Raw genomic sequence first — 24,029 nt, 5'->3', positions numbered from 1 at the left:
GATTATGTCAAAGTGGCACGACATGCCAATGTGGCGCATGGCCTACCCTGGACACCGACGGCCCACCCGCGATCAGGAAGAACACCGTGTCCACCGTGACCCGACCGGACGGGGCGCGCGCCCCGCGCTCCCCCCTCACCGAGCGCCGCAAGGCGGAGACCCGCCGCACCATCGCCCGGGCGGCCTGCGAACTCTTCGCCGAGCGGGGGGCCGCCGGCACCACCGCGGAGGAGATCGCCGCGGCCGCCGGGGTGGGGCTGCGCACCTTCTACCGGTACTTCCGGTACAAGGAGGACGCGGTCGAGCCGGTGCTGGCCGAGGGCGCCAACCGGTGGCTGGACCTGGTGGCCGCGGGGCCGCCCGGGCTCCCGGACGCCGCCGCCCTGGAGTCGGTGGCGGTGCGCGCGCTGGCCCCGGACGACGCCGAGGGCGTGGAGGCCATGGAGCGCACCGGCGGCCTGCTCCGCGCCGCCTCCGCCGACCCGGCCCTGGAGGCCGTCTGGGCCAGGGTCAACCTGGCCGCCGAGCGCCGGCTGGCCGCCGTGCTGACCGGCCTGGCCCCCGACGCCGACCCGCTCCGGATCCGCACCCTGTCCGCCGGCGCCGCCGCCGCCATCCGGACCGCCATCGAGCACTGGTCCGCCGCCCCCGACCGCCCCGTCTCGGGCCCCGGCTCCCCCTCCGCCCTGGTCTCCACCGCCATGCGCGCCCTCACCGGCGGTACCGACCGCTGACCGCGGCCCGAGGCGCACCAGGCCGCTCCTCCGCTCGGGGCGTGGAGAGCGGCTGGGAAGAGCTCTTCGGTTTCAGGACTTCACAGGCCACTGCTCAGGTTGGTCAGGGGCCGGTCGTCCACATGCATCCCGAAAACGACCGACCGCCCTCCTTCCAGGGAGATTCCCAGCTGCTTTTTGAGCTGCTCGGTCCCGGTCCCCCTGCTTCCGAGCCATCCGTTCGACAGGAGCATTGCGAATTCCGTATTGGTCAGGTAGCGGGGAACACCCGCCGGTCCGACCTTGGCCTGGCGACGCCCTGGGCTGAGCGCCTGCGCGTGGGCGATCTCGAAATGCTCCCGCGTGAGGTACATCCCCGGGAGCAGGTCGCTCGATGGATCCATGTGGGTGACGGGAGAGCAGAGCTTGACGAAGCACGGCGTATCGACCAGGCGGATGTCCGGATTCCCGGCGCTCTCATCCCGAAACTCCTCATCGACCGCTCGCATCCGCTCGACCTGCTTCAGGAAGCGATCGTCGACTCGACTGAAAAGCTCCTCACCTGACCTCTCCATCACCTTGTACTGAAGCATGACGAAAGAGCCCTGACTGATGTTGTAATAGACGAGGTCGACACCCATGTTCTTCTCGTGCGGAGTGGAGTCCAGGTTCGCGATGAGCATCTTCCGCGTCTTGTAGGTGTTCTCGAACATTCGCCAGGCGATATGCCGCGTCTCCCCCTGCGCCCAATCCAGAAATTTTCCCGCGTCGTATGCGATGTTCCATTTCTCCTGAGGGCCCACCTGCACCCCGGGGACGCCGTTCAGATAAGGGGCACCGCTTTTGGCCGGGCGCCAATCGGCCAAGATCTCCCTGTCGATGTCGAACGCTTCGAACAGGACTCCGACCGCATCACGTTCATAGGGGCGCGTCTTCCGATCGGCCGTCGACGGCGGGTCCACTTCAAGATGCCGTCGCAGTAAATCCATATGATCGCGCGCCTCCAGGGAGATCTTCCCGATCTCTTCCAGCAGGCGCTCTCCGGCACGGGGACCGGCCCAGCCGTTGCGCCGCAAGGATTCATCCTCCCATCTCCCCAGTTTCCTCAGGTGATCCACCGAAATTCTCGCAGTGAGCTCCAGGAAATGCTGGACTTCGATCTTGCTCTCATAGGTTCCGGCGGAGCCCGCCAAGGTCGCGACCCCCAGCCCTGCCACGAAGCCGGCTCCACGCCCTGAACGGTCCAGGAAGATACAGAGGCACGGAGCACGCTTCCAAGTGCCGCTGCGCACAGAGAACCGACCGAACCTCGTCTTCGGCAGAAGGCGCTCGCGCATGACATCCGTCAGATCGGCCACCCCGACATTGATCCGCCTCTCTTTCTCCTCCTTCCTCTTCATCTGAACCGGCGCTCTGACCGTGCCGGTGAGCGGCAGGGACCGCCCGTAGACCTCGAGTGCTTCCTCGATGCTCCAGGGAGCGCCCGGTTCCGGAACCGGATCAGCGAACAGAGCGCTGAACAGGTCCTCTTGAACGCCGCCCTCCGGTGCGCGCTCCGGGTTCTTCTCGATGACGTCCAGCACCCACTCGGCCACCTCCGCCGGCGGAGGCACGACGCGGGTGTGCAGGCGCTCGGTCTCCCCCGCGCCACCGCGCGGAAAGGTCGTCAGCGACCACCCTTCCTCCTCGGTCCAGCGCAGCTCCGCTTTTCCGAGGCCGCCCCGCCCTGGACCGGCCTCCCGGAACCCGATCACCGCCGTCCGCGGAGAACCGAAGGGCCGGTCCTTCGAAGGGGAGAACGGCCGCAGCGGAACATGCCCGCTCAACACCGCGTGCACCATTCGCGCATAGGGGATGTGGTCGGCCTCGGGCCGCCGGTCGGCGTCGTTCATGCTCCTCCGGTTCTCACTCGGGAAAGGGGGCGACCGGACGCAGCGGGCCCTCCTGGCGCATCAGGGAGCGGAAGTGGCCGACGACACCGCCGACCGTCTGCGGGTCGTTCAGCAGTACCCCGACCTCGATGTTGTCGTTCAGGGCACGGCCGGTGAGGTTGGCACTGCCGACGAGGGCCCGCTCCCGGTCCGCGGCGAGCACCTTCGCGTGCAGCGACGCCTTGCCTTCGCCGCCCCGGTTCTCCGGCGGCCAGTTCCAGAAGCGGGCATGGCCGTCCAGGAGCGATAGCGGGGCCGCGGCGCCGGTGGAGTCCTCCAGAACCAGGTCGACGGTCACGCCCCGCGCGGCGGCGGCCCGCAGTTCCCCTGCGAGGCGGGCCGAACGGTGCGCCGCGAAGCTGACAACCAGCAGCTCCTCACGGGCGCTGCGGATGAGCTGGACGACCGCCGCCGCGGTCAGCCGGGTGGGGCTCCCCTGGACCGCGGGGCCGGTCACGACCACACGGGCCCTGCGCTCATCAGCGCGGGCCGCGGCGGCGGAGGCCGCGACCAGCGCCGCCGCCACCGCCGGGCCGGAGAGGTCCGGCGCGTACCGCCACGCCTCCGCCAGCTCGGTCGCGCGGTGGGCGAGCCCCGGACCGGGGTAGGCCGCCAGGAGCCTCTCCGGCAGCCGCTCAAGGGTGTCGCTCGCGCTCAGCACCTCGGCCCAGGAGCGGGCCAGAGGGGACGGAAGGTGTTCGGCAAGGGCCGCGATCCGCTCCGCGAAGGACCGGGACGGGGCCTTCGCTTTCTTCTCTTCTCCCATCAGCCGAAGAACCCGGTCTCCTTCCCGGTGCCGGCCATCGTCTCCACCACCAGGGCGCGGTCCAGGTAGTGGTTGTTGTGCTCGCACGAGGTCTCCGCCGCGAAGAGGCAGGCGTGGCAGGCCGCGCCGTGCAGCCGGGCGCTGTCCGTCGGGTCGTGCTCCGAGCAGAGCGGGTCGGAGCTGCACAGCCGGGCCGCGTCCAGGGCCTGGACGAGGAGGCCCTCCAGCCGGGCGGGCTCTTCGGCCAGGGAGACCAGTCCGCCGAGCGTCCCCTCGCTGTCCGGCGCCGCGGTGTAGAGCAGGATGCCCGCCATCGGCTCCTCGCCGGTGCGCGCGTAGACGCGCTCGGCGATACCGGCCGCGCTGTACCCGGCTTCCAGGGAGAATTCGCGGATGAGACAGTGCGCCAGCGAATGCAGCAGCAGGTACCTGGCTCCGGGCCACTCCCCCGGTTTCATCCCGCGCTTCTCCCGCCAGCGGTCGTGCCCGTCCCGGAGAAGGGCCTCGCGCGCGATGACCGCGGCACTCCGCTCCCACTCCGCGATCCTCTCCTCCCGGAACTTCAGGAAGATCCCCTCGCCGCGCTGCTCGGCGCAGGGCGCCCACAGGGGCGCCTCCGCCGACAGCGGGGCGACCCGGGCGTCCTCGGTGGCGACCACGTCGAACTCCGGGGCGTCGATGCGGGTGAACCCGTAGAGCGCGCTGACCTGGCGCAGGCGCGGGACCAGCAGCACCCGTTCCAGGTAGGAGGCGGCGCTGGGCGGGGTGGGCACGGTCTTGGTGGTGAACTCCGGCAGGTCGGGCACGTCCGGCCCGGTGAACGTCCGCCATTCGGGGGTGGCCAGGTCGGTGTCGTCGTGCTCCGCCTGCTGCTCCGCCTCACCGTTGCTACGGGCCTGGATCGTGTCCCAGACCGCGTCGCGTCCGAACCGCTCCAGCTCGGGCCAGAAGGCCATCGCCTCGACCAGGTTCAGCGCCGACTCCTTGGGCAGGACGGCCAGCGCCCCGAGCAGGTCCCAGTTGCGGGCGATCTCGTCGTCCAAAGCGGTGTCCGCCTCGGGGAGGGTGAAGGCGCTGATCCGCAGCGGGAACCAGGCGTTGGTCGCGCTGAGCGACATGGCCCGGCTCAGCCCGCCGCACCCCTCGAAGGTCCCCAGATGCGGGTGGCGGCCGCGGCAGGCCGGCAGGTTCCGTTCCGCGTACTCCTGTCCGATCGCCTCGGACATCGCCCGCCTCTGACCGCAGCCGCACAGGACGAACAGGTTCCGCGCCTCCCCTGAGCTGCCCCGCTCGCTGAAGCTCAGCGTGTGCCCGCCCTCCCCGGCTTCCGGAACGCTTCCGTAGTGCACGAAGTACATCCATGGGAAGTCGTCGAGGTGGCCGGCCTCGCAGGCCAGGACGAACCTCGCGGGAACCGCCGAGGGGCGCTTGCCGCCCTGCCCATGGCAGCCGTGCACGAACCGCACCCGGTCCGGGCGGTAGGGGTCGGACAGCAGCTCGAAGAGACCGGAATCGGCCGAGGCGAGCCGGCGGCAGCGGGTGCAGCGCAACCAGCGCGGAAAGGCCGCGACCGGGACGCCGACCCGGGTCCAGTCGTCGTAGACGCTCTTGGTCGGCGGCGTGTACGGGGGCGTACGGAGCTCTTTGACCTGTCCGCCGAGCTTGCCCCGGACCGCGGCGAGGAGCCGGTTCTCCCGGAGTACCCCGGTGTTCTCCTTCTTCCAGTCGTCCAGCCCGCGCACCACCACCGAGATGTTGGGCAGGTCGACCACCGCGCCGACGCCGAAGGTGTGCAGGAGCTGGCTGGCGCGGAGCTCCCCCACCCGCTGGGTCTCACCGTTCATCACGCGTCCTCCTGCTCTCCGTCGCCCTGCTCGTAGGGCTGGAATGGGTGCTCGGCCGGGTCGCCGAGCAGGCCGCCCGGGTCGAGGATGAGCCTGATCCCGGGCTCCACTTCGCGCAGCGAGGTGGGGCAGGTGGTGTCGCGCCAGCGTCCGTCCTCGGGCCGGGAGAGGAGACCGATGACGTCGTCGGAGGTGTAGGGGGCCCGGTAGGCCAACCGGACCCCGTCCGTCGTCTGCCGGCTCCGGCGGCCGTGCCAGACGTCCATCCGGTGGTCCACCTGGTCGGCGATCCGGCTCGCCTGCTTCTTGTCCCCGGTGACCAGTTCGGCCCGGCGCTTGATCTCGTTGGCGATGTGGTCGGCGGTCTTACCGTTCCGGTCGAACCTGCCCGCGCCTTCGTTGGGGTTGAGCGCCCCTTCGAGGTTGCGCGCCAGCGCCGCGATGAGCCCCATCAGACCGCGGTCGATGGCCCGCGCCGCGAACGGGGTGACCGACAGCGCCTCGACGTGCCGGTACATGGTCGCGTGGAAGTGCCCGAACCGCTCGTAGTGCGACAGGTCCCGCGGGCGCGCCCAGTTGTAGACGGTGAACACGATGCCCGGGTGGCGGCGGCCGACCCGGCTGGTGGCCTGGATGTACTCGGCCGCCGACTTGGGCTGGCCGTTGACGACCATCGCCCCCAGCCGGGGGACGTCCACCCCCACCGCGACCATGTTCGTTGCCAGCAGTACGTCCAGCGGACGGGGCGCCTTGGCTCCGCCCGCGGTGAACGGCACCTCGAGGCGGTCCAGGATCGCCGGCACCGCATCCGTGCCCAGCCGCGAGGTGAGCTCCTCCACCCACGGGGGGCGGCGCCGTGCCAGCCCCCGTCCGTCGGCGCGGGCGAGGCGGGTGGCGACGTCGTCGTCGACCAGGCGGCGCATCCCGCCCAGGTCGCGCAGGCTGTTGAAGTAGCCCACCAGGGTCATGTACGGGTCGGTGACCTCGTTGCCGCCGTACTTGTCGTGCAGCCGCTGCGCGGCCGCCATCACCGCGACGTACACCCTGATCTGCGCGGACTTCACCCGGACACCGTGCGCGCAGATGCCGAGGTAGCGCCGGCCATCCCGCCTCTCCACCGGGCGCCGCCGGGCGAAGAAGGAGTCGTCGGCGTCGAGGCCGGGGGGCGGGAACACCTCGGTGCTCCGCCCGGCGAAGAGCGAGCCGATCTGGTGCGCGGCCCTCCGGACCGTGGCAGTGGAGGCGATGACCTTGGGGCGCACCCCGCTCTGCTTCACCCGACCCGCCGGGTCGGTGTACTCCCAGGTGGCGAGGCGATCAACGGCCGTCTCGTAGAGCCCGACCAGCGAACCGAGCGGCCCGGAGATCAGGTGCAGCTCGTCCTGGACGATGAGATCCGGCGGGCGCAGCTCCGCCGCCCTGGTGACCTGGGCCTCCGGATGGGCCGACGCCCCCTTGCCCGCTGCCTGGTGCCGCTTGGCGCCCCCGCACACCTTCTGCTGCATGTCGCCGGTGAGGAAGCCGTGCCGCCCGCACACCTGGCCGACCCGCCCGAACAGCGCCCGGGTCTCCCCCTTCCAGGCTAGCTGGGCGAACTTGTCCACGGTGGCGATGAGCAGGGAAGGCACGAGCCGATAGATCTCCTCGTCCACCAGGAGCACCGGAATCCCGTCCCCTCCGCTGCCGAAGGAGCTGAACCGGCACTCGAAGTCGGGGCAGAGAACGCGGGTCCGGCGCTCGACCGAATCGACCTCGATGTCGCTCTTCGGGTCGATCCCGGCGCCGCACCAGGGGCAGGAGGTGAGCTGGTGCGGGGAGCCGTCCGCGCGGTTGACGCTGCGGTCGGCGCGCTTGGCCTTGACCCAGTCCTGGGAGCGGTCGTAGTCGTTGGGGGTGACCTTGGTCCCCACCCACAGCCCGATCCGGAACGGGACGCGCCCCCAGGTCTGTTCGTCTTCGGTCCGCAGCGCCTCGCACGCGCAGATGAGCGTGGTGGCCCGCTGGAACTGCTGGATGGTGAGCAGCCGCAGGGTATAGCGCATCAGCACGGCGACACCGCTGTCCGAGCGCAGCCGCGATTCGCCGCTCTGCAGCCGGCGGATCGCCAGGGTGTAGGCGGTCAGGCCGAGGTAAGCCTCGGTCTTGCCACCACCAGTGGGGAACCACAGCAGGTCGGCGACGCGGTGCTTGTCCCGGGAGCGCTCCGGGTGCGCGGGGTCGGTGACCGACGGCAGGTTGAGCAGGATGAAGGCGAGCTGGAAGGGGCGCCAGCTCCGGTTGGCCGGCACGTCGCAGGCGGCTGTGCGCTCGTCCGCCGAACGGCCGTCCTGGACCTTGGCGGCGATGCTCCGCACCCGCTGCAGGTGCATGGCGCGGTTGGCGAACCGGAAGGCCGCCAGCGCCTTCGGGTCGGACTCCAGCAGGTCGATCGCGGCGGCGATGCGGTCGGCGGCGCCTTCGGCCCGGCGCAGGTTCTCCTCGGCCTCGGCCCGGTAGTCGGTCCCGCCGTTCAGCCGGGCGGCCGGGTCCGATATCCGGTCCCGCTGCCGACCGATCCAGGCCCGGTACCCGTCGACCAGCGGCCCGACCGCGGCGCGCACTCCGATCGCGTCGGCCCCCTCCGCACCGAGCCGGGCCATGTCCAGCACGGTGTCGGCCAGCTCGGGCAGGTCCGGGTCGGCCTCCGCGCTGGGCACGTCGGTGTGCGGGAGCTCGTACCCGGGCACCGCGTCGGTGCGCACGGACACGGCGCGGAGCCGGTCGGCGGGGGCGGTCCGGACGGAGACGGCGGTACTGTGCCCGACGGCGAACTCCGCGTCGAAGCGGTACGTCATGGCCAGGCGCTTCTGCTCGTCCCGGTCGAAGGCGTCGCCGCCGGAGAAGCCGTCCGGCCGGGGAAGGAACACCGGGGCGGTGCCGTCCTCGGCGGTGACCTCCAGTTCCGCCTGGAACAGCCACTTCTCCTGATCCCTGGTCTCGCCGCGCTGGCCGTTCACCAGGAAGACGGTGGCCAGGCGCATCCCCTGGTGCTCCCGGACCCGCCCGCGCAGGGCGACGCCCGGCTGCTCGGGGTCGAGCCCGATCGGCCCGAACGCGCCTTCGGTGAGGGGGATGAGGGCCTCACCCGCTCGCGGGTCGCGGACCAGCGGCTGCGGCCCGTCGGACGACTTGGCCCGGACGTAGCGCGCCCAGGTGGCGCGGGCCCGCAGCACCCCGGTCTCCGGCGATACGCACACGGTGAAGCCGTAGGCGTTGCAGTACATGGTGGGCACGGCCGGCGCCTCGGGTTCGGCCACCGAGTCGCCGGGCTCGGCATCGGCGATGCCGGCGCTGTCCTCCAGCCCGGCCTCGGCGAACCCGTCCTGCTCGTCCGGGCGGGTGAGCGCACCGTTAGGGGCCAGCCTGCCGAGGATGTAGCGGTCGGTGACCCGCTCGCCGCTCACCCGCTCGTGCTCGTCCCCGCCGACGGGACCGTAGAGGTCCTGGACCACGAGCCGCTCCAGCTCGTCCCGGATCTCCCTCGGCGCAGGGGGTTGCAGTACCTTCTCGTCGCCCATGCGGGCAACTCTAGGACCTCGCGCCGACACCGCGAGTGGCCGCTTCCGCCTTCTCCGTCGACCACGGTGCCCGCCCCGCCCCTCGTGCTCGGGGCGGGCACGCGTGCGCCGGGGCGTCCGCTGAGGTCAGCAGGTGGTCCAGGCGCTTCCGGTGAGGTCGCGGTCGAGGAAGAACCAGACCTGCCGGTAGAAGACCAGGCCGTTGTCGCCCCAGGAGGTGGCCAGGGCGTCGATCAGCGCCAGGCCCCGGCCGCCCTGGGAACCGGGGTCGAGGCCCACGGGGTCGGGCCGGAGGTGCTCGCGCTCGCGGAGGGAGGCCCGGCGGCCGTCCCGGGCGCCGGAGTCGCGGCAGGTCAGGTGCAGGCCGTCGCGGCGGCGGTGGCAGAGCAGGGTGTAGGTGCCGCCGGGCAGGCCGGAGGCGGTGTGCTCCAGGGCGTTGTTGGCCAGCTCCGAGCCGAGCAGGGTGAACAGGTGGCGGTAGTCGGGGCCGTACTCGGCGGCGCAGGTGGACAGGAACGCCCGGACCAGCGGCATGAGCTGGCGGGAGCAGCCGAAGTCGTAGCGGCGCCGCTTGAAGTGAGCCGGGCCGGGGCGGTCGACGAAGTAGTGCCGCTGGCCGGGCGGGACCAGGTCCATCAGCGGCAGGGTCACCTCGGGCAGGCGGGGGGCGGTCAGGGTCGCGGTCATGTGGACACACTCCTCCTGCAGGATGCAGTGGGCATGGGACTGGGAGGTGTCCGCGCGGGCTCGTTCGATCACCGGACGGGGCAGCGGACACCCGGGTAGCGTGACCGCCAGGAACTCGGGGTGATGATGCGGTCACTAACTACACACGCCAACTTAACTGTTAATGTTCGAGTTTTCAATCAAGTGAGCGAACATTAATCAACTTCTCTCGTTAGACTGCCCTCATGCGCGACATGCGAAGCCCCTCCCTGCGACTCCGCCGCCTCGCCTCCGAACTTCGCCGGAGCCGCGAAGCCGCCGGCTACAAAGTCACCCAAGTAGCCAAAGAGCTCGGCTGGAGCGCTCCCAAGGTCAGCAAGATGGAGACCACCGAGACCAAGCGCATCAACCCGAACGACCTGGACAGACTCCTCGATCTCTACGAGGTGAAGGACCCACCGACACGTGAGGCCATGCAGGCGCTGGCCCGAGATGCGAGGGAGCGCGGCTGGTGGGCGCGGTACAAGGAGATCTTCGGAGACCGCGCACTGCCAGACTTCGAGGCAGAGGCCAAAGCTGTCAAGACCTTCGAGGCACTTGCGATCCCGGGCCTGCTGCAAACACCCGAGTACGCGGAAGCGGTCTTCCGCGGAGGACGCTTCGTCAGCCAGGAACAGATCGACCGCCGTGTCGCCTTCCGCATGGCACGCCGCGAGATCCTCAGCAAGTTCGACCCCACGCACCTGCGCGTGGTACTGGACGAGGCTGCCTTGCGCAGGCTGGTCGGCGGCCGCGAGGTGATGCTGACCCAGGTCAAGCACCTTTTCCACATGGCGCAGATGCCCAACATCGACCTACAGGTCATCCCCTTGGCCCAAGGGGCGCACGCAGCCCTGACCGCCCCTTTCTCCATCCTGGAGTTCCCCGACCCACTGGACACTCCGATCGTCTTCGTCGAAACCGCGACCAACGGACTGTTCCTCGAAGAAGCCGACGACGTGGCAAGGTATAACGTGATCTTCAGCGACATTCAGGGGGCCGCCATGAGCGCCACCCAGTCGGCCGACTTCATCGCAGGCGTGATCAAGGAGCTGGAGAAGAGATGATGACCACCCTCGACTTTCGCAAGAGCAGCTACAGCGGGCAGGGGCAGAACTGCGTCGAAGTCGCAGGCCTCCCCCGGACCTCCGCGATCCGTGACTCCAAGCACATCGAGGCCGGCCACCTCTCCTTCCCCGCGACCGAGTGGGCGGCCTTCATCTACGCAGCACGCGAGAACGGCCTGTAGGAAGATCGGAACGATGCCCGACCGAAAGGCATCCACGGCCGGGCATCGTTGTCAGAACAGGGCCCCGTCAGGAACGAAGAGGCCCCCATCTTCGACGGACGGAGAAGCCTCAGTAGGGAGCGGGGCCGCCTTTACACGCTTGCGCCGCTTCTTCTTCGGCGACCAAATCCCCTTCTCCACCTCTTCCTGATGACGCGCGTGGTTCAGCTCGAGCAACCGGTCCAGGATCTCAGTTCGAGCTTGCGGGCTAACCGTCCAGCGCACCCCCTGCGGCGTCTCGTGGTGTCCGTGCTCGAGATCGAGGTCGTCCCAACCATAGGCATCCTTGACTGCTTCATCGATCTCGACATGGATCTCCCGGAGCCGGTCAAGCTCAGCGTCACCGACATGAGCAGAGTCATGGATTTGACTATAGAGCTTTGTCAAACCCAACCGACGGTCAAGCATAACCGACCGCCGAAATTCATCCAACTCACCACTCAGTCCAGAAATCCGATCCACCATGCGAGGCCATGGAAATGTTTCATAAACATCAGAAGGCGAATAATTCAAATCATCCTTCATTGTAGACGACCTAGTCCAAGCCCAATGATAATGAAAAGAACTCGACAACACACCAAGGCTAGAATAATTTGAAACTGCAAACACGGCAAGCTTGTGGGCGAACACATGACAAGCAGGAGAAAATACCGGCATCACGGTCTTGCTCACCAGAGCAATCACCAGCACACGGTCCAAGTCAAAGATAGCACCTTGAAGATAAGGACGCTTCTCACCATACTGCCACCAGTAATCCCGATAAACCTTTCGATTATTCTTCATTCGAAAAGGTTTAACTAGGCGTTCTACGATCTCAAAGGGCCCGGAATACTCCCGCGCTTCCTCCTCTGACATGGCACCGAAGTTGATCACCCACCTGCTCGGTGAGCAGTCCGGCCTGGAGTTGAGGTCCTTGCCGTTGAGGTAGGGGAAGAGAACGTCCTTGTTCTTCGGGTCGGCCTCGATCAGCTCCTGTGCCTGTTCCGGCGTCAGGACGAAGCCCTCGCCCAGCACGTACGATCCGATGAACGACTGGTCCTCATTGGCCACCAGCCGGTACGGGTTGCCCGTCACCCGTGAGCGGGGATCCAGCGAGGGCGTGATCCCGTTGACCCGCCCCCCGTCCAGCACCGGCTTCTCCTGCTCCCCCGCGTGGCCGGCCCATACCAGGGAGACGTGCACGTTCGCGCTTCCCGGCCATTTCCGGCTCTTCTCCGCGCGGTAGACGGTCCACCCTCCATCGACGACCTGGTCCAGTCCGACCTCGCGGGTGTCGCCCTGCGCGATGGTGTTGGTGGCGATGATCCCGGTGCGCCCCTCCGGGGCCAATGCCAGGTTGCGGAGCAGGAAATAGGAGCACAGGTCCGCGCTCCCCCGCTTCCCGCCCGCGATGTCGACCACCAGGTATTCGCGGACGTCCGCGCCGATCGTCCCGGTGAGGCGCTGGCCGCCGATGAACGGCGGGTTGCCCACCACCGCGTCGAATCCGCGGCCGCCCATCACCTCAGGGAACTCCAGTGCCCAGTGGAACGGCCGGATCGGCTCGTCCCGCACCCCGGTCAACCAGTCGCGGACCCGGCTCTCCAGGTCGTTCTCCTTGAGGAAGTCGTACGACTCCTCATCGAGCAGCGACGGGATCTCGTCCACCAGCCGGAGCAGCAGCCTGTTGTACGCCTCCTGCCAGTTCACCTTCTTCGCAGCACCGTCCTGGAGCTTCTTCTCGTGCTCCTCCAGGTCGAGTTCGGCGTACCGCTCCGCCGCCAGGGCCGCCGCGACCACCGCGTCGCAGACCAGGCGGAGCCGCTCCGCCCGCGCGTCGGCCTTCTTCAGCAGTTCGGCCCGGTGCCGCACGTCCTCCGGGTCGTTGGCCGGCGGCAGCTCCTCGATCCGGGTGCGCAGGCCGGCGATATCGCGCAGCGCCGCGGTGATGGCCTCCTCGGCGTCGCTGCCCACCCGCAGGTTGATGATGCGGCCCTGCACCGGGTCGGTGTGGAAGGCCCTGACCTGCTCCTCCCGCACCAGCCCGACCAGGGAGTCGCCGCAGCGCAGCGCGTGGTCCAGGAAGCTGAACGGCTTGTTCTTCGCCAGGGTCTCCAGCCACAGCGAGAGCTTGGCCAGGCTCACCGCCATGTCGTCCCGGTCCACGCCGTAAATGCACGAGCCGGCGACCTTGCGCTTGGCGTAGAGCAGCACCTCGTCGCGGTCGCAGCCGGGGCCCAGCACCCGGGATGCCTCCTCGGGGAGGCCGTCGCGCTGCCAGGCCTCGACGACCCGCTCCGCCAGGTAGCGGACGGCCGCGACGAGGAAGGCACCGGAGCCCATCGCCGGGTCGCAGACCTTCAGGGCCAGCAGCTCCCCGGCCGGGCGGACCTTCCAGTCGGCCTCGTCCGCCCCCTCCGCCGGGCCCGGGGCGTACACCAGGGGGGCGAGGGTGTGCCGGACCACCTTCTCCGCCAGCGAGCGGGGCGTGTAGTGGGTGCCGGTCCGGCGGCGCTCCCCCACCTGGGTGAAGAGCACCGAGTGGGCGGGGAACACCGCGGGGTCGCCGCGCAGGTCGTCGCGGAGCAGGCCGGCGTAGGGGGCGGTGCGCTCGGCGAGTTCCTCGCTGGAGTCCCAGGCGGCCTGGAGGGCGGCCTGCCGTTCCGGCGTCGCCTCCACCGCGAGCATCGCGTCGAGCTGCCTGGAGGTGACCCCCATCTGCTCCATCAGGTAGGCGCGGAACACCTCCTCCCCCGCCGAGGCCCGCTCCTCCAGGGCAGCCAGCGGGAGCTCCGGTTCCCGCTTGCCCTTCAGGCCGACGTAGGCTTCCTCGACCTTCAGGCAGGAGAACTCCAGCAGGCCCTCGTAGATGTGCCCGATGTCCTCCACCCCCAGCCCCTTGTAGGAGATACGGGTGGGGGTACCGTTCTTCCGCTTCGGCGCCAGCATGACGAGGGCGTCCAGGATCTGGAAGACGACCCGGTCGGAGACCTGGAACGCCTCCAGCCAGGGGAACGCCTCCGGGGAGAACAGCGCGCCGCCATAGGCTGGCAGGCGCAGGTCCGGGTGCTCGGCGCCGCCGTGGATGCCGTTGAAGAGCGCGAGCAGGCGAGGCCAGGCCGCGGCCCGGCGGTCGGCGACCTCCTCCCCGTGCCGGGTCCGGTCCTCGGCGAGCCGGTCGTGGAGCCGGCCGACCGAGTAGTGTTCCGCGTAGAGGTCGTCGGTGGGCAGCAGGCGCTGCTCTTCGGCGTAGAGCAGGAAGACCATGCGCATCAGCACGGTGAGCGCGCCCCGGTAGACGTCGCGCTCGCCGACGTGCGCCAGGACGGCTCCGCGCGACTCCCGGTCGAGCCGGGCCAGCTCGGCGACCAGCAGCTCGACGGCCCGCCGCACCTGGAGGCCCAGTTCGTCGGTGAGTTCGCTCTGCCGGTCCGCGCTGCGGGCGAACAGCGAAGCGGTGGAGTCGCTGGGCGCCTCGCCGTTCCGGCCGACGGGCGGGACCTGGACCTGCCTCCCGGCGAGCAGGGCCGTGAAGGAGCGGAGCAGTAGCGGTTCCTCCAGCCACAGGTCTGCGTCGTAGACGCCGACCGAGGTCGGCTCGGCCGGGCGGGCGTGCACCAGCGCCCAGAAGCGCCCGTCCGTGACCAGCGCCAGCGGCACCTCCGCCTCGCGGCAGCGCGCCGCGGCGGCCTCGACCGGGGAGGGGCCCTCCCGGGTGGAGGCCGCCGGGTCGGTCCCCCACGGCAGTCGGTAGAAGAGCAGCCGGTCCTCGCGTCCGCCCCGGTGGCCGGGGCCGGTGAGGGTGAAATCGGGTCGGGGGGCCGGACCGGACCGGTCGGGGGCGGCCCGGTAGCCGTCCTTCCAGCCCAGCAGTTCCCCGATGATCAGCTCGATCCACCGGTCGGCGAGGAGGTCGGGCGCCCCCTGGACCTCGCTCCACCCCTGGCGGATCCGATCCCTGCGGTCCGCGGCGAGATCGGGCAGGCCGGCGTTGAACGCCTCGGTGAGGACCTCGGCGGCGAGGAAGGGGCCGTCCGGGGCGAGCAGGCCGAGCCATTCGGCGTGCTGCTCGACCGGAGAGGGGCGGGGGACGCGCTTTTTACGGGCTCCGGACATGCCCCGAGACTATCGATTCGCGAGGACGGCGAAGCAGCCCTTCCGGCCCGGGCCCCTGGCGCCGCCACGGGACACAGGATCGCTCCTGCCGCCTCCCGCGGGTGGCGAGGTGCTCTCCCGGTGTCCGCCGCCCGCCCCTCAGCGGCCCCTACAAGTGCCGAGCGAGCGAGGTCGGGACCAGGAAGGTGACGGCCACCGGGAACCAGCGCACCTTCGGCTCGGCGTAACGGCGGCGAAGGGCACGGACCTCGTCGGCCTTCTGCTCCGGGATCTCCTCCAGGCGGGCGGTGAGCGCCTCCCGGTCTTTGCGGAGCTGGTCCTTCTCCCCCGCTCCCAGTTCGAAGAGGCTGTCCTGGTGCCAGCGCGGGGCGTCGTCCAAGGCGGCACGGATGCTCTCGGCCAGTTCGTCCAGCACGGCCTCGATCGCCTGGACCTCGGATTCGCAGCGCTCGGCGAGCACGTTGCGCAGCGTCTTCGCCCGCTGGGTGGCACGCCGCTGGAGCGCGCCCCCTACGCCCTTCTCCAGGTTCCCCCACAGCCCGGTGAGGGTGATGCGGACCGGTTCCGGGGGCGCCTGGTCCGAGGCGGCGGCCAGCCACCCCTGGACGTCCGCTTCCGGGGCCGGCACCAGCCGGCCCTCCTCGATCCTTCCGCCCGCTACCAGGACCTCCTCGTGCAGGCGGCTGCCCTCTGCACCGGTGATGACCACCCGGGCGTGCGCCGCCACCGCCGGGGTCCGCAGCACGTCGCCCTCAACGACCCGGGCGGTGACCCGGGACAGCCGCGTCCCCTCCGACCACAGCTCCTGGCGGAGCAGGGTCAGGCACATGTCCACCAGGCGGTGCTTGAGATGGAGCAGGACGATGTCGTTGCGGCCGACGATCGCATCGGGGTCGAAGGTGACCAGGCGCTCGGCCCCGGTGACCGGGTGCAGGAGCCCGTCACCGCGGGCGCTCGCCCACGCGCCGGCCAGCTCGGGGAGGCGGAAGCAGCGTGCCTGCACGCCCTCGGGGGGCTCGGTCTCGACCAGGTCCCTGCGGTGCGCGAGGATCAGCGCGGTGCGGACCACCCGCTCCAGGGTGGCGGGGGTCAGGTCCAGTCTGGTGCGGCTCCCGGTGAGCTCGGCGCGGAGCCGCTGGAGCTCATCGTTCAGGTCCCGCTCGACCCGGAGCCGCGCTCCGCCCGCACGGACCCGGATCTCCGCGTCGGTCTCGGCCCAGTCCGTGCGGCGCCCGAGCATCTTCTGCTCGACCTGCGCCGCAATGACGTCCCCGGCGCTGCCCAGGTCCTCGCGGATGCGGTCGACCTTCTCCGCCGCCACACGCAGGAATCCCAACTCGTTCTCCAGCGACCCGGGTTCGGCCCGTTCCCAGCCGGCCGGGACGAAGTGCAGCACCTCCACCCGGTCCGCGTACTGGCCGTGCCGGTCGATCCGACCGTTGCGCTGCTCCAGCCGGTTGGGGTTCCACGGGATCTCCCAGTGCAGCAGCCGGTGGCAGTGGCGCTGCAGGTTGATGCCCTCACTGGCGGCGTCGGTGGCGATGAGGATGCGTACGTCGTCGAGTTCCGGGCGGTCGGTGAAGACGCTCTTGACGTGCTCGCGCTCGGCCTGGTCCTGCCCGCCGTAGAGCAGCGCGATGCGCCCTCCGCCATCGCCTCCGTAGCCGGCCGCGATGAGCTGGTCGTGCAGCCAGCGCTGGGTGTCCCGGTACTCGGTGAAGAGGATGACCCGCTCCCGGCTCCATTCGGCCTCCGGGCCGGGGCGCCGCGCCTTCCCGTCCGGGCCGCTGCCGAACAGGACCGGGTCGAGCCAGCCGCGCAGCGCCTCGAACCGGGCGTCCGGGGCGTCCTGGGCCAGGCGGGCCCAGGCGAGCATGTCCTCCAGGAGGGAGCGCTCGTGCCCGGTGAGCGGGGGCGAGCCGCGCCGGGCGGCGGCGAACGCCTCGCCCTCCGCTTCTCGGTAGGCCCCGTCGTGCTCGGCCGCCTCGGCCAACTTCTCCGAGGCCGCGGCCAGTACCGGCCGGACCGCGGCCTCGGGGAACACCTCCTCACCGCCCTCCTCTCGCTCTTCCCGGTCGGCCATGGTCTTCAGGTGGGTCTCGATGGTCGAGGCGAACGCCTTCGGTGAGGAGAACAGGCGCTTCTTCAGCAGAGTGGTGACGAAGTCGGCGGTGTGCCGGCCGGCCGCTCCCGACCTGCCGCGCCGACTGTCGGCGTACTCGGTGAGCTTCGCGTGCGCGAGCCGCTCGGCGTCCCCGTAGACCGCCTCCAGGTAGCCGAGCCTGCGCTCGGGGAAGCGCGCCGACCCGTCCCACCGCCTGGGCAGGTCCCGCTTGAGGCGACGGACCATTGCTCGATCGAGCTGTTCGGGAGTGGGGCGCACCCCGCGGGCGAACCGCTGATCGTCGAGGAGCTCCAGGAGGGCGGAGAAGGATTCGGGGTAGCCGTTGTGCGGGGTCGCCGAGAGGAAGAGCCGGTGCTCGCAGTGGGGCGCCAGCTCTCGGACCGCCTTGGTCCGCTGGGAGTCGACCGCGTACTTGCCCCCTCCCGCCGGGGCGCAGTTGTGCGCCTCGTCTACAACGAGCAGGTCGAAGGTGCGCGGGTAGCGCGGGGTCGCCGGCAGGATCTCGCGGAGCAGCCTGCGCGGGCGCTCGCGCTTGAGCCAGTCGATGCTGACGATCAGCCGCGGGTAGTGGGTCCACGGGTTGGCGTACAGCCCCCGCTCCCGGCGGAGCCTGCGGAGCAGCTCGGTGTCGACCACTCGGAAGTCCAGACCGAACTTGTCACGCATCTCGTCGTGCCATTGCGCGGTGAGGCCCGCAGGGCAGACGATCAGCATCGTCCTGGCCCGGTGGCGCAGTTGGAGCTCCTGCATGACCAGGCCGGCCTCGATGGTCTTGCCCAGGCCGACGTCATCGGCGATGAGCAGGTTGGTCCGGGGCATCGACAGCGCCCGCACGACCGGTTCGAGCTGGTACTCCTCGATCTCGATACCGGAGCGGAAGGGGGCCTGCAGCGCGGTGGTGTCCGCCGATGCGACGGCCCCCCACCGCACGGCGTGCAGGAACGCGTCCAGGCGCACCGGGTCGTCGAAGCCCCGCTCCGGCCCCGGCAGCTCTCTGGTCTCGTGCACCCGCGTTCCCACCTCCAGCTCCCAGAGGACCTGGAGGCGCTCGTTCACGGCGTCGTCGTCGATTCCCACCAGGGACACGACATGCTGCGGCCGGGCCGTGATCCGGAAGGCGTCGCTTGAGGCGATGGTCCCGGCGGTGACGTCGGAGACGATCCAGCGGCGGTTGCGCACGGTGACCAGCTGTCCGACTTCGGGAGGCGAGGCCTCCGCACCGTTCCGGGCTGCTCCCGCCTCCTGCGCCGTATCGGCCGTCATCCGCCGCCGCCTTTCCGCTCTTGCGCCCATCGCTCCGAGGCGCTGCCGCCGCCCCAGTCTCGCGTACACCGGCGACCGCGGCCGACAGGGCCACGGAGAACCGGTTCCGTCCTATTCTGGAGTCCCGCTCTGAGAACCGTGCCCCCGTTGCAGGAAAGGCCTCCATGCCCCGGCTCGCCATCGACAAGGACTTCCTCGGCCAATACGCGAACCTGGAAAAGAAGATACGGGGCGCCGTCGACGCCGCGCTCGACAAGTTCGCCGACACCTACCATGCCGGCGGCCATTTGGAAAAGGTCGCCAATGCGCGCGACCCCCGGTGGCGCACTCTGCGGATCACCCTGGGATACCGTGGCGTCGTCCTCGCGCCGGAGGACGGGGACACCTATCTGCTGGTCGCGGTCCTGCCTCATGATGACGCCTACGCCTACTGCCGGCGGAGGCGCTCCTCGGTGAACCTGGCATTGGGCGTGCTGGAATTCCGAGACGAGGAGCAGCTGGAAACGCTGGGCACCGCACTCGAACCGATCGCGGCCGGTTCCTCCTCCCGGCTCTTCGACGGCGTCTCCGATAAGCATTTGAGTCAACTCGGCATCGACGCCGAAACGCTGCGGATCGTGCGCCTCCTCCCCGACGAGGCGCACCTCGACGCGCTCTCTCCGATGCTGCCCTCCGCCCAGCACAACGCGCTGGTCGCGCTCGCCTCCGGGATGAGCGTGGAGGAGGCGTGGGCGGAGATCTGCAAGGACCTGGCCGAGGAGGTTCCCGAGGAGCCGGTCGACCCCGACGACCTCGCCACGGCGATCCGGCGCACGCCCCAGCGGGCGATCTTCGTGGAAGGCCCGGAGGAGCTCCGGGAGATGCTGGACCACCCCTTCGACGTCTGGCGCACCTTCCTCCACCCCCGTCAGAAGCGCATCGCCTACCGGGACTCCTACGCCGGCCCGGCGATGGTCACCGGCGGAGCGGGGACGGGAAAGACCGTGACCGCCGTCCACCGGGTCGCCCACCTGGCCGCGCGGTGGGACGCCGGCTCCGGTCCGGAGAAGCCGATCCTGCTCACCACCTTCACCAAGACCCTGGACGCCGCACTGCGTTCCCAGACCGACCTGCTGATCACCGATTCCGGGCAGCGCGCCCTGATCGACGTGCGCAATCTGGACAAGATCGCCCACCAGGTCGTCCGCGGCGACCTCGGGAAGAACCCGAACTTCCCGCACCCCCGGAAACTGGCCGCACTGTGGGACGAGGCCGGCGCGGACATCGGTCTCCCCGGCCGATTCCTGCTGGAGGAATGGGAGCACGTGGTCCTCGCTCAGGACCTGCACACCGAGCGCGACTACCTGCAGGCTCGGCGGCGCGGACGCGGCGGCCGACTCGGCGCCGAGCAGCGGCGCGCGGTGTGGCGGGCCGTTCTGGCCGCCACCACCCGTATGCGGCGCGAGAACCAGTGGACCTTCACGCAGCTGGCCTCCGAGGCCGCGGCGATCCTGGAGCGGACCGGTGAGCGGCTCTACCGGCACATCGTCGTGGACGAGTCCCAGGACCTCCACCCGGCCAAATGGCGCCTGGTCCGGGCGCTGGCCCCGGAGGGGGCCGACGACCTGTTCATCGCGGGAGACCCGCACCAGCGCATCTACGACCACCAGGTCTCCCTGGCCTCGGTCGGCGTCAACGTGCGCGGGCGCAGCCGGCGGCTGACCCTCAGCTACCGCAGCACCCAGGAGATCCTGTCCTGGGCGGTCCGGTTCCTGGGCACCGCGCGGGTGGAGGGGCTCGACGGCACCGAGGACCGACTGGACCGCTACTCCTCCCCGCTGCGCGGCCGCCGCCCGGTCGTGCAGGGCTTCTCCTCCCGCCAGGAGGAGCTGTCCCACCTCGTCGCGGCGGTCTCCGCCTGGCTGGAGGAGGGCGTGGAGCCCGGTTCCATCGGGATCGCCGCCCGCACCGACGCGCTGGCCCGGCAGGTGACCGGCGCACTGGCCGAGCGCTCCATCGGCACCTCCGACCTGACCTCGGACAACGGCGTACGCGTCGGCACCATGCACTCGATGAAGGGGCTGGAGTTCCGCTGCGTCGCCGTCATCGGCGCCGACTCCGAGCACCTTCCCTACCTCCCGCACGTGACCGACGCCGACGAGGACCCCGTCGCGCACGCCCACGATCTGCAGCGCGAGCGGAACCTCGCCTTCGTCGCCTGCACCCGGGCCCGGGACCACCTGCTCGTGTCCTACACGGGCTCCCCCAGCCCGTTCCTCCCGAAATGAGCCGACGGTGCCCGCTCCACCGCCCCGATGTAGAAACAGCGGACGATGAAGGCATACGAAACGACTTTCCAGAAGCTGGTCGAAGGGACGAAGCAGTTCCAGGTGCCGCTCTACCAGCGCCCCTACTCATGGGGCGGCAAGGAGCTCGGCCGTCTCTGGGACGACCTGACCGCACAGGCCGAAGCCGGCCCGGAGAGCGCCTCGGAGCGCAACGCGGCGGCTTCGCACTTCCTGGGCTCGGTGGTGCTGGCTCCGAGTGCGTCCTCTGCCGGCGACATGACCCGGTGGCTGGTGATCGACGGCCAGCAGCGGCTCACCAGCCTGACCATCGCGCTGACCGCCGTCCGCGACCGGCTGCGCGAGCTGGAGTCGGATTCCCCGGGCGAGCCGCTGGAGTCCGAACGGATCCAGGCGACCTACCTGATCAACCCCTACAAGCGGGGGGCCGACCGGTACCGGCTACTGCCGACCCAGGCCGACCGGGCCGCTTTCAAGGCACTGCTCGACGGCGCCTCCGGCGCAGGAACCAGCGGGGTCGAGCGCGCGCACAACTTCTTCTGGCAGCTCGTCTGCGACTGGGGCACAGACGCCCTGCTCGACGTGGAGGCGGTGATCGGGCGCCGACTCAGCCTGGTGGAGATCCAGGCCGATCCCGGGGACAACGTCTTCCGGATCTTCGAGTCGCTCAACAACACCGGGCGGGGGCTGAGCCAGACCGACCTGATGCGCAACCACGTCTTCATGCTGCTGCCGGAGACCGGGGAGGAGGTCTACGCCGAGGTCTGGTCGCCGATGCAGGAAGAACTCGGTCCGGAGACGCTGGAGACCTTGGCCTGGCTCGATCTGGTCCTGCGGGGAGATGAGCGCGCCAAGCAGAGCGAGGTCTACCAGGGACAGCAGCAGCGCCTGGGGGAGGTCTCGCTGCAGGGCGGCGAGACCGCGGTCCGCAGCGAGCTGGAGGAACTGCGCCGCCTGGGCCAGCTGCTGCTGCGGGTGGTCGACCCGGGCTACGAGAACGACCCGGACCTGCGCGTCGTACTGGCCCGCCTGGTCTCCTGGGGGAACACGATCTACCGCCCGCTGGCACTGCGCCTGCTGCAGCTGAGGGACCGGCAGCAGGCATCCACCGAGGAGGTCGTCCGGGCTCTCTCCTATGTGGAGAGCTACCTGGTACGCCGAATGCTCGTCGGGGAGGCCACCCAGGGGCTCAATCGGATCTTCCTGACCGCCCCGGGAGCCGTGCAGGAGGGAGCGCCGGTGGACGAGGAGGTTCGGCGCTACCTGTCGCTGCCCCGGCACCGCTGGCCCTCCGACCGCGCTCTCGCCGCAGCGATCTCGGACCGCAATTTCTACTGGAGCGGACGCGCCCCGCAGCGCACCTTCGTCCTGCGCCGCCTGGAGGAGAGCTACGCCGGAGACGAGCCGGTGGACTTCACCAAGGCGAAGCTGACCATCGAGCACGTCATGCCGCAGTCGCTCACGCCGCAGTGGAGTGAGGTCCTCCGCGCTCAGGCGGATGAGGACGAGAACGCCTCCGAGCTGCACGCACGGCTGCTGCACACGCTCGGCAACCTGACGCTGACCTCGCAGAACTCGCGGTTGTCGAACCACATGTTCGAGCGCAAGCAGCAGATCCTGGACCGGAGCTCGCTGCAGATGAACCGGGAGATCGCGGACGCGGAGAGCTGGGGGCGGCCGGAGATCGAGGCCCGGGCCGCGCAGATCACCGAGCGCGCCATCGGGCTGTGGCCTGCTCCGCTGCCCGGCGGAGAAACGGAGGAGGGACCGAAGCGCTTCGAGAAGCCCGTTCGCGATGTGCTCGCCGCCGTCCCCGCGGGGAGCTGGACCACTCTCCGCGATCTCGCTCTACTCCTCGGGACCAAGGCGTCGACCCTGTCGGAACTCCTGAGTGGGGAGGGCGGCTTCCGCAATGCCCACCGGGTGCTGGAGGGAGAGGGCACCCCGCTGAGCCAGGCTGCGCGGGCGGCTCTCGAAGAGGAAGGCGTCGACTTCGACGACTCGGGTGAGGCCGCACCCCGGCGCCGTTTGAACGCGATCGAGATCGCCGACCTACTGGGGATGGAGGTGGACGTCCGGCTCGAGCACGAACAGCGCTTTCTCGGCGGGCTCCCCGGTCTCCTCTCCCCTGAGGAGGCGGGCGCGGTGACCCGCTTGATGAAGGCCTGGGAGGACCTCGGCGGCGTCCTCGATTACCGGGTCTCGTCCACGGGAGCGATCAGCTGTCGGCTGTTCACGTGGGACCGGGAGAGCTCACCGGAGATCCGCTGGCCGCTGGTGCTCTATCCCGGTCACGGAACAGTGGAAGTCGTCTTCCAGCACCTGCGGACCCGGCCGCCCTTCAACGACGTCGAGCTTCGCCGGGAGTTCCTCAAGCGACTCAACTCCGTGCCGGGGATCGACCTTCCCGAGGAGTCGCTGGACCGACGCCCCGGCTTCCCCATCGGCGCCCTGGCCGAGCACGGCATCACGGAACTGTGCGAGGTGCTCGACTGGTTCTACCGACACTGCCGCACCTGGCTCACCGAGCGGGGGTGATCCCGAGCAGGACCGCGGATCCGCCGCCTCCGGACGCTCCGGAAGCGGCGGATCCGCGCCGAGCGCCTCTCAGACCTTGCGCCAGCCGGGGACCCAGGTGCCCTCGGGGTCGACGGTGTAGTCGCCGAAGAGGGAGGGGGCCTCCTTCTTCAGGAGTTCGCCGATCTTGGCGAAGAGCAGGCGGATCTCCTCCTCGGCGCCGGGGGCGGTGCGGGCCTCCAGGGTGTGGCGGAGGGTGCGGACGTTGGCGGTCCAGACCAGGCCGGTGGCGACGCCCTCGGGGGCGAAGCGGCGCATGAAGGAGGTGCGGTGCTTCTTCTCCGCGAACTTCTTGCCCTCTTCGTCCAGGCCGAAGTGGTCGGCCATCCAGAGCTGGAACTCCTCCATCTTCTCCAGCATCTCGGTGGCGCGGGACATCAGCTCGGGGTCCTCCTGCGCCCAGTCCGGGAACCAGAACGGCAGGTCGGTGAGGCGGACGAAGCGCAGCGACTCCTGGGAGACGGCGACGCCGGGGCGGTGCCGGATCAGCTCGTGGGTGAGCACCCGGCTGACGTTGTGCAGCACGAAGCTGAAGCTGACGTGCTCCAGGACCGAGCCGTGCAGGCTGCGCAGGATGTTGGTGAGGTAGGCGTCCTGGTCGGTGCGGACCCGGGTGACGTTGGGGTTGAGGCCCGGCTCCCAGGAGCGGTAGCACAGCCGGCCGGCGAACTCGGCGAGGTTCTGCGGGTCGTTGAGGTGCGCGTCGAGCTCGCCCCGGTCGAACCGCTCCAGCCACTTCTCCCCGCCGACGTCGGCGAGGTAGCGGGCGATCTCGTCGTAGTCCAGCTGCGGCTTGGCGACCAGGTGGACCTCAGGTTCGACGTGCTTCACGGTGCTTCCATCTCCATGTCTCGGGCTCCCCCGGCTCCCGGGCCGAGAC

At 70.1% G+C, this 24,029-nt stretch carries 13 protein-coding genes; 5 read left to right on the top strand and 8 right to left on the bottom strand.

Annotation, left to right across the window (positions count from 1 at the left end):
- Window positions 1–86 precede the first annotated feature (86 nt).
- Window positions 87–734, top strand: a complete 648-nt coding sequence (locus D459_RS0102160; protein WP_017591345.1) for a TetR family transcriptional regulator — start codon at window positions 87–89, stop codon at window positions 732–734.
- An 80-nt stretch (window positions 735–814) separates the two neighbouring features.
- Here D459_RS0102160 and D459_RS0102155 read toward each other — a convergent pair whose 3' ends face one another.
- From D459_RS0102155 to D459_RS0102135, 5 genes are all read right to left on the bottom strand, one after another.
- The gene (locus tag D459_RS0102155; protein WP_017591344.1) at window positions 815–2,605 is read right to left on the bottom strand and encodes a DUF6292 family protein; all 1,791 of its coding nucleotides are present in this window, start codon (window positions 2,603–2,605) and stop codon (window positions 815–817) included.
- Between the two features lie 13 nt (window positions 2,606–2,618).
- On the bottom strand, window positions 2,619–3,410 hold the full coding sequence (drmC, locus tag D459_RS33430) for a DISARM system phospholipase D-like protein DrmC (RefSeq protein WP_017591343.1): 792 nt from the start codon (window positions 3,408–3,410) through the stop codon (window positions 2,619–2,621).
- Window positions 3,410–5,254: a DUF1998 domain-containing protein gene (drmB, locus tag D459_RS30425; protein WP_017591342.1), complete on the bottom strand. Its 1,845-nt coding sequence runs from the start codon at window positions 5,252–5,254 to the stop codon at window positions 3,410–3,412. Before drmB ends, drmC begins: the two co-directional genes overlap by 1 nt.
- Entirely contained in the window at window positions 5,254–8,811 is a 3,558-nt protein-coding gene (gene drmA / locus D459_RS30420) for a DISARM system helicase DrmA (protein ID WP_017591341.1), read from the bottom strand. The genes drmB and drmA overlap by 1 nt, the downstream gene beginning before the upstream one ends.
- 126 nt (window positions 8,812–8,937) lie before the next feature.
- Window positions 8,938–9,498 carry an ATP-binding protein gene (locus D459_RS0102135; RefSeq protein ID WP_017591340.1) on the bottom strand — a complete coding sequence of 187 codons (561 nt, stop codon included), beginning with the start codon at window positions 9,496–9,498 and terminating at the stop codon, window positions 8,938–8,940.
- A gap of 224 nt (window positions 9,499–9,722) precedes the next feature.
- On the opposite strand from D459_RS0102135, the gene D459_RS0102130 reads away from it, so the two are divergent.
- A complete protein-coding gene (locus D459_RS0102130) occupies window positions 9,723–10,583 on the top strand; it encodes a helix-turn-helix domain-containing protein (protein WP_026119977.1) in 861 nt (286 codons plus the stop codon).
- The gene (locus D459_RS0102125; protein WP_020380026.1) at window positions 10,580–10,765 is read left to right on the top strand and encodes a DUF397 domain-containing protein; all 186 of its coding nucleotides are present in this window, start codon (window positions 10,580–10,582) and stop codon (window positions 10,763–10,765) included. The genes D459_RS0102130 and D459_RS0102125 overlap by 4 nt, the downstream gene beginning before the upstream one ends.
- A gap of 51 nt (window positions 10,766–10,816) precedes the next feature.
- Here the strand turns inward: D459_RS0102125 and D459_RS0102120 are convergent, their stop codons facing one another.
- Both D459_RS0102120 and drmD read right to left on the bottom strand, forming a co-directional pair.
- Window positions 10,817–14,899 (bottom strand): Eco57I restriction-modification methylase domain-containing protein, encoded by a 4,083-nt coding sequence (locus D459_RS0102120; protein WP_017591337.1) that lies wholly within the window; start codon window positions 14,897–14,899, stop codon window positions 10,817–10,819.
- Window positions 14,900–15,047: 148 nt separating this feature from the next.
- Window positions 15,048–18,287, bottom strand: a complete 3,240-nt coding sequence (drmD, locus tag D459_RS30415; protein ID WP_081620410.1) for a DISARM system SNF2-like helicase DrmD — start codon at window positions 18,285–18,287, stop codon at window positions 15,048–15,050.
- A 164-nt stretch (window positions 18,288–18,451) separates the two neighbouring features.
- On the opposite strand from drmD, the gene D459_RS0102110 reads away from it, so the two are divergent.
- Window positions 18,452–20,554 carry a UvrD-helicase domain-containing protein gene (locus D459_RS0102110; RefSeq protein ID WP_017591335.1) on the top strand — a complete coding sequence of 701 codons (2,103 nt, stop codon included), beginning with the start codon at window positions 18,452–18,454 and terminating at the stop codon, window positions 20,552–20,554.
- Window positions 20,555–20,599: 45 nt separating this feature from the next.
- Window positions 20,600–23,110, top strand: a complete 2,511-nt coding sequence (locus tag D459_RS0102105) for a DUF262 domain-containing protein (RefSeq protein ID WP_017591334.1) — start codon at window positions 20,600–20,602, stop codon at window positions 23,108–23,110.
- A gap of 69 nt (window positions 23,111–23,179) precedes the next feature.
- Here D459_RS0102105 and thyX read toward each other — a convergent pair whose 3' ends face one another.
- Window positions 23,180–23,980 carry an FAD-dependent thymidylate synthase gene (gene thyX, locus D459_RS0102100; RefSeq protein ID WP_017591333.1) on the bottom strand — a complete coding sequence of 267 codons (801 nt, stop codon included), beginning with the start codon at window positions 23,978–23,980 and terminating at the stop codon, window positions 23,180–23,182.
- Between the last annotated feature and the right edge of the window lie 49 nt (window positions 23,981–24,029).

Source organism: Nocardiopsis potens DSM 45234, from assembly GCF_000341105.1.
GTDB classification, from domain to species: Bacteria; Actinomycetota; Actinomycetes; order Streptosporangiales; family Streptosporangiaceae; genus Nocardiopsis_A; species Nocardiopsis_A potens.
The sequence above is the reverse complement of the archived record's forward strand: the minus strand, read 5'-3'. Positions and strand labels throughout refer to the sequence as shown.